The following is a 10,705-nucleotide window of genomic DNA, read 5'->3' on the forward strand; positions in this document are numbered from 1 at the left end:
TCTGTAGCTGTGCCAGCTTCCAGGTTTCTCCAAGGGGCAAACTGCGCTTGTTGACCGCTGGAATCAAGCAAATATAGCACTGCCAAGGTTTGCCCATTGCGCCTTGTTTTCACTCGGTTTAGTCATGACCGATCTTTTTGCTAGTGCCATGAGTAACGATTGATACGTTGCCACTGTATTCCAGCACTGCGTACTTAATCTACTCTATCCATTCTAATACTGTAAGCTGTCGCGCATACAATTTGCCAATTCCCAGGCTTGGGAAAAATGAGTCAAACCCTTCCCCACTCTTCGGTTCTCACCTCTCCCTCGCGGTCAACATGAGAAAATTAAAGGCAGCACAGTTTAGCTCTGGAGCGATCGCCGCTCTACCCCAAAAACAGTTTATAAGCAGGGTTCTGACTTTCATCCCAGTAGCGGTAGCCAAGGGTATCAAGAAACGCTTGCCACTCTTCCATCTCATGAGGAGGGACTTGCATTCCTACAACAATTCGTCCGTAATCTGACCCATTATTGCGGTAATGAAACAAACTAATATTCCAGTCGGGACTCATAGAACTGACAAATTTCATCAACGCACCGGGACGTTCGGGAAACTCAAAACGGTAGAGTAATTCGTTTTGTGCGAGGGAAGATCGCCCACCTACCATATGTCGCAAGTGCAATTTGGTAAGTTCGTCATCCGTTAAGTCAAAGGTTTTAAACCCACAACCGTTAAAAGTTACAAGCATCTTTGCTGCATCGGCGCGGTTTTCAATTTGCACGCCTACAAAAATGTGTGCTTCCTTATCATCGGCAATGCGATAATTAAACTCTGTCAGATTGCGTCTTCCCATACATTCACAAAACTTGCGGAGGCTGCCTCGTTCTTCAGGAATGGTGACAGCAAAGATAGCTTCACGGCGTTCGCCTAGCTCTGCTCGTTCTGCTACAAAGCGGAGGCGATCGAAGTTCATGTTAGCACCGCAAGCAACAGGAATTAATGTTTGTCCCTGGATTTGTTCCCTTTCTACATAGGCTTTGGCTGCAGCGATCGCCAACGCACCTGCGGGTTCTAAAATAGAGCGCGTATCCTCAAACACATCTTTAATGGCCGCACAAGTATCATCTGTATCAACCAAAATAATGTCATCCACATACTGCTGACACAAACTAAAAGTTTCTTCACCCACTTGTCGCACTGCAACACCATCTGCAAATAAACCCACTTGGGGTAAGCGTACCCGCTCTCCGGCTTTCAACGATTGATGCATGGCATCAGCGTCAACTGGTTCAACACCAATAATTTTAATTTCCGGACGTATCCGTTTTACATATGCTGCAATTCCAGAAATTAATCCTCCCCCTCCAATTGCCACAAAAATGGCATGGATGGGTTGCTGGCATTGCCGTAAAATCTCCATTCCAATAGTACCCTGTCCTGCAATTACATAGGGATCGTCAAAAGGGTGAATAAAAGTCAGCCCTTTTTCTATCTCTAATTGACGGGCAAAAGCATAAGCATCATCGTAGGTGTCTCCATGCAACACTACTTCCCCCCCACGGGCTTTAACTGCATCTACTTTCACCTGGGGTGTGGTGACTGGCATAACGATAATAGCCCGCGTACCCAGCTTCCGCGCACCAAGGGCTACACCTTGGGCATGATTTCCTGCAGACGCAGCAATGACACCTTGTGCCAGCATATCCGGTGGCAGATTTGCCATTTTATTATAAGCACCTCGCAACTTAAAGGAAAATACTGACTGCATATCTTCCCGCTTCAGTAAAACTTTGTTATTTAATCTTGCGGATAGATTTGGAGCATACTCCAGTGGAGTTTCTTGGGCAACATCGTACACGCGAGCTGTCAGAATGAGTTGCAGGTAGTCGCAGAGCATGGGCGTTGATAATGGTGATAGATGCGGGTTGGCTATTAATTCTACCGCTACTTGTACCTATTCTGTAGTTGTTGCTTCAAGTATTTTCTTTGCGTCCTTGTGGTTCCAAAATAATTTTTACTTGTGAAGACACAAAGAGCACAAAGCAAAGTTACGATGAGAAGATGTCCGAAAAGTTGTTGTCTTATGATTGCAGCAGTTATTGTTTTTCTGATTGTTGGGTTAATTCTTACGGGAATTTTCATTAGCCCACTCCTAACCAAACAACGCAGAAACAGTATCAAACGTCGTCCTTTTCCTCCACTTTGGAACGCTATTATTGAGAACAATCTTCCTATTTACCTCCGCCTTTCTCCCGCAGAACGAAGACAGTTGCAGGGACACATTCAAGTGTTCTTAGCAGAAAAACAATTCATTGGTTGTGGAGGATTACAGGTAACGCAAGAAATGAAGATAGTTATTGCTGCGATCGCTTGCTTGCTTTTACTAAATGATAGAGGAGAATACTACCCCAAACTTCGTTCAATTCTGATTTATCCAAGTACTTATTTAGTAAAAGAAACCACTGTAGTGAGCGATTATGTTGTTGAAGAAAGGCGTGTAGCAAGATTGGGAGAATCGTGGAGTCGAGATCAAGTAGTAGTTTCTTGGGAACAAGTGAAGCAAGATACTAGTAACTGGAGAGATGGACATAATGTTGTTTTGCATGAATTTGCCCACCAGTTAGATCAAGAGGATGGTAAAGCAGAAGGTGTTCCTATTTTGCACCAAAAATCAGATTATCCCATCTGGGCTAAGGTAATGGCAGCAGAATATCAACAATTTTGTCAAGATGTTCAACAAGGAGTCAAGACTGTAATTGATAGCTATGGTGCAACGAATCCCGCAGAATTTTTTGCCGTAGCAACTGAAACGTTTTTTGAAAAACCTCAGCAATTATTGAATCAGCATCCAGCACTCTACGATCTCTTAAAGCGCTACTATCACCTGAATCCCGTGCAATGGATTTAAACACCTAAAGTTTGTTTGAGCCATGCTGTTGCCTTACTTGCGGCTTCTTCCACAACCTCTGGTTGGTCGTAAAATGCAATGTGATTTTCTGTCGTCATCCAGTGTAGATTTTTCTGCTTGGTTGGGATGCTATTAAAGAAGCGACGCGCACCATCTGGAACTAAAGCGGTATCCGAGTGAATGACTAAAGTAGGAGCTTTTATGTCACGACCTGCATTAATGGCATTAAATTGTAAGAAAGGCTCAAAGAACATCACTGCTGAACGATTTACCCAACCGGATTGAGAACCACGTGAGGTGCCGTAATAATCATAAGCTTCCTGACCGGGCATTGCCACGTTTTGGTTTTTTGGGTCAACATTTGTCATGTAATCAATTTGACCAGTTTTTTCATACTTAATACGTGCTTCTCTTCCCATTTTGATACGTGCTTCATAGTTATCGCCAAGCCATTGACGCATCACTTGGGGATCGTGATAGAAACCTGCCACAGTCACAAGAGCATTAATCGATTTATCCATTGCAGCAGCTTTGGCAGAGTATCCACCACCCGAACAAATACCTAGTAAACCCACGGAGTTTTGCTTAACTTCGGGTAATGCTCGCAAAAATGTGACTGCATTGAGAATGTCCTGAACTTTCATTTCTGGGTTTTCAAACTGGCGGGGTACACCTGAACTTTCACCAAAGGTACGATGGTCGAAAGTTAAGGCAACAAATCCTTCTTTGGCTAATTGACGAGCATAGACTGCAGGCACTTGTTCTTTTACGCTTGACTGAGGACCAACCACAACAACGGCGGGCTTTGCTCCTTGACTCATAGTTGTAGGAAGATAGAGATTACCTACCACTTTTGTACCCTGGCTGAGAAACTGAACTTTCCGGACAGTAATCTTATTTGTTGTCGTGGTTTCGGTAACAGTAGGCATGGGAGATTCTCCAATTTTTTGCCGTGAGGCATTGCTCATTTGGGGCAAAGTCAACAAACTAACAGAAGCCAGTGTAAGTGTTGTTAAGGCAAATTTTTTAACTGAAAGCATGGCGGTTTTTCCTGTGATTTTCTAGTTTTTAACTGTTGGATTGATGGCTTGAGTCGGCTTTGTTGTTCGCCGATAGCTCAATAATCCCAGGACGCAACCGGGAAAAAATTGGAAAATCTTGCTCAGTTTTTAAAGCGCTTTAGCAAAAGCTCGTGGAGTCATGCCAAAAGCACGCTTGAAGACATTTGTAAAGTGTGCCTGGTCGAAAAAACCAACGGCAACTGCAACTTCTGACAGGGGCATTTGACCTGTTTTAATCAGTGCTTGTGCTCGTTCGAGTCGCAAGCGCAGGACAAACTGATGGGGTGCCATGCCTGTTGTTTTCTTGAACAAGCGGGAAAAATGAAATTCAGAAACTTGGGCTGCATTTGCAAGCGTATTTAGGTTTAGCTCTGCACCAAGTTGTGTTCGGGCTATTGCGATCGCATCACGCAGTTGGGTTGCAGACAATTTACCTTTTGGGCTTAACGGCTTTTTGGCTTTGCAGCTATGACAGTTTAATAAATGCAGCGTAAAAGCAAGTGATAGTGTTTCCGAGTAGAGAGGCTCTCCTGGTGTGGCAAGTTCGGAAGCGAGTGCTCTAGCATAGTTGTAAGCTAATTCATCTTCGATACACCGCCGTTCTGCAAAGGTATCAATAGCATCCGGAGTCCGGTCTTCAAAGATGGTTTCAATGAACGCAGGCTTAATGGCAATTGCAGCCACCGTCATTTCATCTTGCCAAAAGGGCGCGTTCGTTTCACCGTTAGATTGCAAGCAAAATCCTCCTGGAGGGAGGATAGCTTCATGAGTACGCCCACCTGTTCGCCAGCCAAAACGCACCGAACTTCCCAAATTAATAATCAATCGATGACCTTCGATATAATGTTCTGGTAGTTCCATAGGGTTCAATCGCTGAACTTCGAGAGTCAGATGATTGCGCCATCCTGCTTGAACACTTGACAGAACTACAGATTGGTCTGGTGCAGATGGAAAACGCTGCCCAGTTTTTGGATCGATTAAATTAATATTGCTGTGCAACTGCATGGTGCAGGTTCTCATCCGGGTGATTTTATATTTTTATATCACACATATCATATTTAATTAGATAGGACTCACTTAAACCTTCTTTTAAAAGAATTAGATCTTACTTTATATGTACCTCTTTTTCTAGCAACTTCACAACTCGATCGTAAAGTATTTTTGCCAATAGTACAGCTTTTAGAAAAAGTTTATTTTAAATATCAAATAATAGCCTGAAGAAAAAATTGAACATATAAAATTAAGCTCTTTACTCCAACAGTACTCTCATTATCAAAAGCAATAACGGTTCTACCACTAAAGTACTTAGAATGGCTCTAGAGTTTTATTTAATGAAACAATTTACCACGGTGATAAAATTATACATCTTTAGATATAAAGAAGCTAAACACAAAAGAAAAATATAAAATTGCTTCGGGTTTTAGGTCTAAAATATTTATAGATATCTAACATTCTCGACAAAATGGCAAATGATCTCCCGACTGCTTCCTAAAAAAATAGCACTATTCTAACAACCAATAATATCCTAAATATACAGTATGTCCTGCTTGCGCTCTAAATAACAAGTACTCAACTGCCATAATTTCTAGTATAAAAATTAACATCAATAAAGCCGTATTTCCCCATGCTTATCTCTGCCGAAACCTACATTCCCTTTCCACGTCCGCTGGTTTATGCTACGTACCGCGACAAGCTTGTCGAACTTGTACCCTACTTACCCAATGTGCGACACATTGAAGTCAAATCGCGTACTGAGAAGGGCGATCGCATTGACTTTGTGAACGAGTGGCATGGCGGCGGTGAGATTCCCGCCGTAGCGCGTGCCGTACTGAGTGATACAATGCTCTCGTGGACTGATATTGCTACCTGGAACGAGTCTGAGTTCACTGCCAAGTGGCATATCAAGACACACGCTTTCACTGAAGCAGTTCGTTGTGCTGGTGTTCACTACTTTAAAGAAGCCGATCGCGGTACTCTAATTGAAACCCGTGGTGAGATCGTCATCGATACCAAGCAGATTAAGGGTATGCCTCAGATGCTAGCAGGTATGGTAGGTCACACGGTTGAAGATTTCCTCAGTAAGAATATTAGACCGAACATACTACAGGTAAGCAAGGGTGTTCATCACTATCTAGAGAAAAGTCAAAAAGTTGACAATTAAACAGACATGAGATTGGGCAACTTTTTTAAATCGAATGTACGTTATAAAATTATGCAGCAGTTAAGAGAAATATTTGGCTGCTGCATCACTTCTACTCCTAACAATTGGAAGGGAATTTCTTGAACTGTAAATTTGTAAGTTTGGTAAAGAGCTTTAGGCACAAATCATAAATGCCATTTGCCACAAGCCTCAAGTTTATTCAAAAATTATTTAACCTAGAGTCAGTAGTAAGATTTTCTACTCTTAAGATGATTGAATCTAGAAATGAAGTGAAAATCCGCTTAGCCCAGACAGAAGATAAAGAAGCTGTACTCGCTTTTTGCCAACACACTTGGGAAGACAGGGAAGATTACATTCATCGGGTTTGGGATAAGTGGTTAGCAGATGAAAATGGTAAGATTTTTGTAGCTGTCATGGATAGTCAACCCGTGGCAATGATACGACTTGTCTTGATGTCGGAACGCGAGGCGTGGTGGGAAGGCTTGGGAGTAGATCCCCGGTATCGAAAACGCGGTTTGGTTAAGGTTTTAGAAGCATCGGTAGAAAGATATTTGGCTGAGGCAAATGTTAGTATCTCGCGCAGTGCCGTTCTTGCCAGTAACGCGCTTATGAACGACATTATGGTACGGCGGGGTCGTCAAAAAGTTGGTTCCTATTTTGGGTATGTAGCTCCTAGTATAAATTCTTCATCCAGTCAGTTAAAAAAGTTAGAAATTTCTGATTTTGATTCTCTCTGTAAATTAATAACCATTTACCCTCACGACCAGCGAGAAGTTTGTCTGTATATCAATCGTGGTGCCAAGTGGCAGGAACTGACAGCGCAACAATTAACACAACGTCTTAAATCCGGTCAAGTGTGGGGTTTAAAGCAGAACCATTGTTGCCAAAGTATGGCTATTCAAAGCTATCTCGAAGGTTCCAACAAAACCTTATGGATAGGTTTTGTTACAGGCGACAATGAAAGCTTACCGACTTTACTGCACCAGTTGCCCCAACAAGCATATTATATGGGTTACCAAACAGTTAGCGGAATGTTCCCTCAAAACTCCTTTATACTTGATTCACTTGCAAGATCTGGTTACCAAAAAGTTGAGTCTGAAGAGCTTTGGCTGTATGAATGGTAACCAATGACTTTCATTGACACTCCCCACCCTACTTCGTGTAGACGGATGGGGTATTACGGCGTTTTGATAAGTGCGATCGCACAAAAATTGACTACTCACACCAAACCAGAAGAAACGAATTGCGGCACTCACCCCAACAGAAGTGAAAAAACTTAGTGAGGCGAAGAATTGGGTTAAATTATCGATTTTCGAGAAGTCCTTTGAAAAGGTGTATCAAGTACAACACCACAGTTGCGTGTTCTGGGAAGTTGTGAGTGCATCCAGGTTGGATAGTTTTTTGGCTCAGTTATGACATCTGTCTACTCACTCTTCTTGTCATAAAATTTACTGAAAAACTCAAGCTTACTGTAGGAGTACTTGCACTACTCAACCCCATACTCCCTCTCCAAAACACTCGTATCTGTATAATCCGTACTTACAGTTACTTGTTGCCAAGCATCCAAATCCGTTTTGATCCATTCCAGTTTTTCTTGAATCAGGCTCATGGCATCGGTACCTAATGCCAGTCGCATCGGTGGATGAGGACTTTCCACAGCTTGAATAATGGCTTGCGCCGCTTTCGCTGGATTACCCGGTTGCTTACCATCCATCTGTTTGAACCATTGGAATGAAGCACCGCTCACGGTCGCATAGGCATCAATGGATTGTTGGGCAGCTGCCAGAGAACGCCCGTTGAAATCTGTGCGAAATGCCCCAGGTTCAATTAAAGTAACTTTAACTCCAAAGGATTCAACCTCCTTAGCCAGGGCTTCAGACGTACCTTCCAAGGCAAATTTAGCACCACAGTAAAGGCTGCTTCCACCAAATCCCACTAATCCTGCTGTCGATGACATATTCACAATGTGGCCACTGCCTTGCTGACGCATCACAGGTAAGACAGTTCGCATCAAGCGGAGTGCTCCAAAGAAATTGGTCTCAAAAAATTGGTGAATATCAACATCACTGACTTCTTCGAGTGCGGCAATTAGCCCATGTCCAGCATTGTTGACCAGCACATCAATTCGACCAAATGTGGCGATTGCTGCATCAACACCTGCTTGTATGTCTTGAGATAACGTTACATCCAGATGTACAGCCTTTGCGGTCTCTGGATACTGGTCAATCAAAGCGCGAATTTGATCTGGTTTGCGAGCAGTAGCTAGTAGATAATCGCCCTTCTTCAACACAGCTTCTGCTAGAGCACGTCCGAATCCTGTTGAGCATCCTGTAATTAACCAAACTTTAGGAGCAACACAATTTTTGTCTGAGTTCATTTATTTTCTCCAATACAAATATGGTGAAACACGCTTCATATTTCTTACGGTAGAAGACACCCATGCGACTGTCCAATATATATTTGACTAAGATTAATAGGTTAAACATATAAGTGTGATGGAACTACGGCACCTGCACTATTTCATCGCGGTGGCTGAGGAACTACACTTTAGTCGAGCAGCGGAGCGGTTGCACATTTCCCAACCCCCACTCAGTCAGCAGATTCGCAGTTTGGAAGATGAACTAGGAGTCAAGCTGTTTGAACGAACGAAGCGGCAAGTACATCTGACTGAAGCAGGCAAAGTGTTTTTAGAGCGCTCCTATGGAGTGTTAGCGCAACTCGAACAGGCAATCGAAGTGACACAACAAATCGGACGGGGTGAGGTAGGACGGTTGGCAATCGGCTTTGTTGACTCTGCAATGTATATGTTACTACCAGAGATTTTAAGGGTCTTTCGAGAACAGTTTCCGGCGGTAGAACTGCGATTGCATGAACTGACGACTGCTCAACAGATTCAAGCACTGCATCACAAACAGGTTGATATTGGCATTGTTCGTTCTGCCATCAGCGAACCAGGTTTAAGCGTGGAGTGCTTTTTGCCAGAATCCTTGGTCGTGGCATTGCCAGAAACTCATCCGCTCTGTGCCCAAACCAAAGTGTCTCTCTCCACGTTGGCTTCGGAATCATTTATCCTATTTCCTGCCAAAATGGGACCCGTCTTTTACGAGCAAATTATTACCATTTGTCAACAAGCTGGATTTCTTCCGAAAGTGGCTCAAGAAGCGGTTCAGATGCAGACGATCGTTGGCTTAGTTGCAGCAGGGCTGGGCATTGCGATCGTTCCCGCCTCCTTGCAAAACTTCCACAGAAGCGGAGTCATTTACAGACCTTTACAAGAACAGATCCCTAAAACCGGACTTTATCTGGCTTGGCGGCGGCATGATTCCTTACCAGTAATAAGAGAGTTTCTCCTCTTAGCACGGAAGACGACACAATGGGAGTCAAACCATGATGACACGTGAGATGTATAAATTTTGTCCAGTATGCAGGAAGCATCATAAGTTAAAATTGCTGAAACATAGGTACAGCGTTTCCAAACCCGGAATGCAGGTTTTTACATGTATCTCGGCTCAATACCTCCTGGCAAGAAATTTCTCGTGCGTTGAAGAGCTATAGCGAGTACAAAGAACTTGCGTGGGACGCACTAACACCAAACCAGAAGAAACGAATTGCGTCACTCACCCCAACAGAAGTGAAAAAAACTTAGTGAGGCAAAGAATTGGGTAAAATTATCAATTTTCGAGAAGTCCTTTGAAAATGTGTATCAAGATATTAACCGACGTTACACAACTTGCAATAGCCAACCGAGAGCGATCGCCCAAGCTATGAAAAACCCTGCACGTTGCTGTGGGTTTTCTTAAAACTACGGTAGCTGTAGCGATCGCGCTAAGTTGCCCTGGTAACTGCCTCTCTCGGTGCGCCGTCAAGGTAAAAAGAGAATTGATTTTTTTGCACAAGCTCTACTGGCTGATTCTAATAATTACCTGTCTCGCCCTTATTTACTTCCGCAATATTAGGTCTGAATTCTTATGAATAAAGATTTGTTAAGGATGTTACACAATCTTACTAATTGGGAACTCTAAAAGTAAAGTCATTATTTAATAGTGACAACTTTTTATTACGCTTATAGTAATAAAGTTTGAATTGCTTACTAGTTTATATATTCAATATATAAATTATTTTTAATAGAAAATTAACTCATTAGAAATATGCCACCATCTACATTATTACTAACTCCCGAACAATCAGCATTAATTTCAATATATAAAGAGAAGTGGAAAAAAATCTTAGTTTCTTCAGACATCATTGATAGGAGTAAAGCTAAGGCAAACGCTATTTTACTGTATTCCTTTATTAGATTACCTAAACCTAAAATTATTTTTGTTGATACCCCCTATATAGCAATAGAGCTAATTCTTAAAGAATGTTTGGATCTATTTTTGCGAAAATACACTACAGAGCAGCTTCATTGGTCAATATTGTGGGATGTTCTATCTGAAACTTGGGGCGGTTCAGTATGGTCAAATCTAAGTTACTCTAATAGTCCAAACATTTTAAAAAAGCTAACTGAAAAATTTTATATTGAAAGTAACTTTCAAATTAAAGAGCAGGGAATTTATACAATTAAAACTACGAACTCGCATCTAACTTTT

General features: G+C 42.4%; 9 protein-coding genes and 1 pseudogene. 6 read left to right on the forward strand and 4 right to left on the reverse strand.

The features are described 5' to 3' along the window. Positions 1–368 precede the first annotated feature (368 nt). The gene (ilvA, locus tag HC643_RS38785) at positions 369–1,880 is read right to left on the reverse strand and encodes a threonine ammonia-lyase, biosynthetic (protein ID WP_038084010.1); all 1,512 of its coding nucleotides are present in this window, start codon (positions 1,878–1,880) and stop codon (positions 369–371) included. A gap of 186 nt (positions 1,881–2,066) precedes the next feature. Here ilvA and HC643_RS38790 point away from each other — a divergent pair, with 186 nt between their 5' ends. Further along, positions 2,067–2,891, forward strand: coding sequence for a M90 family metallopeptidase (locus HC643_RS38790; RefSeq protein ID WP_038084013.1), 825 nt, complete (start codon positions 2,067–2,069; stop codon positions 2,889–2,891). Here HC643_RS38790 and HC643_RS38795 read toward each other — a convergent pair. Together HC643_RS38795 and HC643_RS38800 are read right to left on the reverse strand one after the other, a co-directional pair. Beyond that, positions 2,888–3,931 carry an alpha/beta hydrolase gene (locus HC643_RS38795; protein WP_050045447.1) on the reverse strand — a complete coding sequence of 348 codons (1,044 nt, stop codon included), beginning with the start codon at positions 3,929–3,931 and terminating at the stop codon, positions 2,888–2,890. The genes HC643_RS38790 and HC643_RS38795 overlap by 4 nt on opposite strands. Positions 3,932–4,060: 129 nt before the next feature. Beyond that, positions 4,061–4,972: a helix-turn-helix transcriptional regulator gene (locus tag HC643_RS38800; protein WP_082051637.1), complete on the reverse strand. Its 912-nt coding sequence runs from the start codon at positions 4,970–4,972 to the stop codon at positions 4,061–4,063. A 604-nt stretch (positions 4,973–5,576) separates the two neighbouring features. Between HC643_RS38800 and HC643_RS38805 the strand changes: the two genes are divergently transcribed. From HC643_RS38805 to HC643_RS38815, 3 genes are all read left to right on the forward strand, one after another. Beyond that, a complete protein-coding gene (locus tag HC643_RS38805; protein ID WP_038084015.1) occupies positions 5,577–6,113 on the forward strand; it encodes a hypothetical protein in 537 nt (178 codons plus the stop codon). Positions 6,114–6,283: 170 nt separating this feature from the next. Further along, positions 6,284–7,237: a GNAT family N-acetyltransferase gene (locus HC643_RS38810; RefSeq protein ID WP_038084018.1), complete on the forward strand. Its 954-nt coding sequence runs from the start codon at positions 6,284–6,286 to the stop codon at positions 7,235–7,237. A 3-nt stretch (positions 7,238–7,240) separates the two neighbouring features. Further along, a complete protein-coding gene (locus tag HC643_RS38815) occupies positions 7,241–7,393 on the forward strand; it encodes a hypothetical protein (protein WP_153021571.1) in 153 nt (50 codons plus the stop codon). A gap of 206 nt (positions 7,394–7,599) precedes the next feature. Here the strand turns inward: HC643_RS38815 and HC643_RS38820 are convergent, their stop codons facing one another. Then, complete coding sequence (locus HC643_RS38820) at positions 7,600–8,490, reverse strand: oxidoreductase (RefSeq protein ID WP_038084022.1); 891 nt, start codon at positions 8,488–8,490, stop codon at positions 7,600–7,602. A 118-nt stretch (positions 8,491–8,608) separates the two neighbouring features. Here HC643_RS38820 and HC643_RS38825 point away from each other — a divergent pair, with 118 nt between their 5' ends. Both HC643_RS38825 and HC643_RS38830 read left to right on the forward strand, forming a co-directional pair. Further along, positions 8,609–9,514 carry a LysR substrate-binding domain-containing protein gene (locus HC643_RS38825; protein ID WP_038084024.1) on the forward strand — a complete coding sequence of 302 codons (906 nt, stop codon included), beginning with the start codon at positions 8,609–8,611 and terminating at the stop codon, positions 9,512–9,514. A gap of 747 nt (positions 9,515–10,261) precedes the next feature. Beyond that, positions 10,262–10,705: pseudogene (locus HC643_RS38830) on the forward strand (hypothetical protein); the annotation flags it as partial.

Origin of the sequence: Tolypothrix bouteillei VB521301, assembly GCF_000760695.4 — a bacterium.
GTDB classification, from domain to species: domain Bacteria; phylum Cyanobacteriota; class Cyanobacteriia; order Cyanobacteriales; family Nostocaceae; genus Scytonema; species Scytonema bouteillei_A.

What these genes read in the sequence shown, in the direction of transcription:
- HC643_RS38825 (WP_038084024.1), top strand. Translation starts at nt 8,609, where the DNA reads ATGGAACTACGGCACCTGCACTATTTCATCGCGGTGGCTGAGGAACTA.
- HC643_RS38815 (WP_153021571.1), top strand. Translation starts at nt 7,241, where the DNA reads ATGACTTTCATTGACACTCCCCACCCTACTTCGTGTAGACGGATGGGG.
- HC643_RS38800 (WP_082051637.1), bottom strand. Translation starts at nt 4,972, where the DNA reads ATGAGAACCTGCACCATGCAGTTGCACAGCAATATTAATTTAATCGAT.
- ilvA (WP_038084010.1), bottom strand. Translation starts at nt 1,880, where the DNA reads ATGCTCTGCGACTACCTGCAACTCATTCTGACAGCTCGCGTGTACGAT.
- HC643_RS38810 (WP_038084018.1), top strand. Translation starts at nt 6,284, where the DNA reads ATGCCATTTGCCACAAGCCTCAAGTTTATTCAAAAATTATTTAACCTA.
- HC643_RS38790 (WP_038084013.1), top strand. Translation starts at nt 2,067, where the DNA reads ATGATTGCAGCAGTTATTGTTTTTCTGATTGTTGGGTTAATTCTTACG.
- HC643_RS38795 (WP_050045447.1), bottom strand. Translation starts at nt 3,931, where the DNA reads ATGCTTTCAGTTAAAAAATTTGCCTTAACAACACTTACACTGGCTTCT.
- HC643_RS38805 (WP_038084015.1), top strand. Translation starts at nt 5,577, where the DNA reads ATGCTTATCTCTGCCGAAACCTACATTCCCTTTCCACGTCCGCTGGTT.
- HC643_RS38820 (WP_038084022.1), bottom strand. Translation starts at nt 8,490, where the DNA reads ATGAACTCAGACAAAAATTGTGTTGCTCCTAAAGTTTGGTTAATTACA.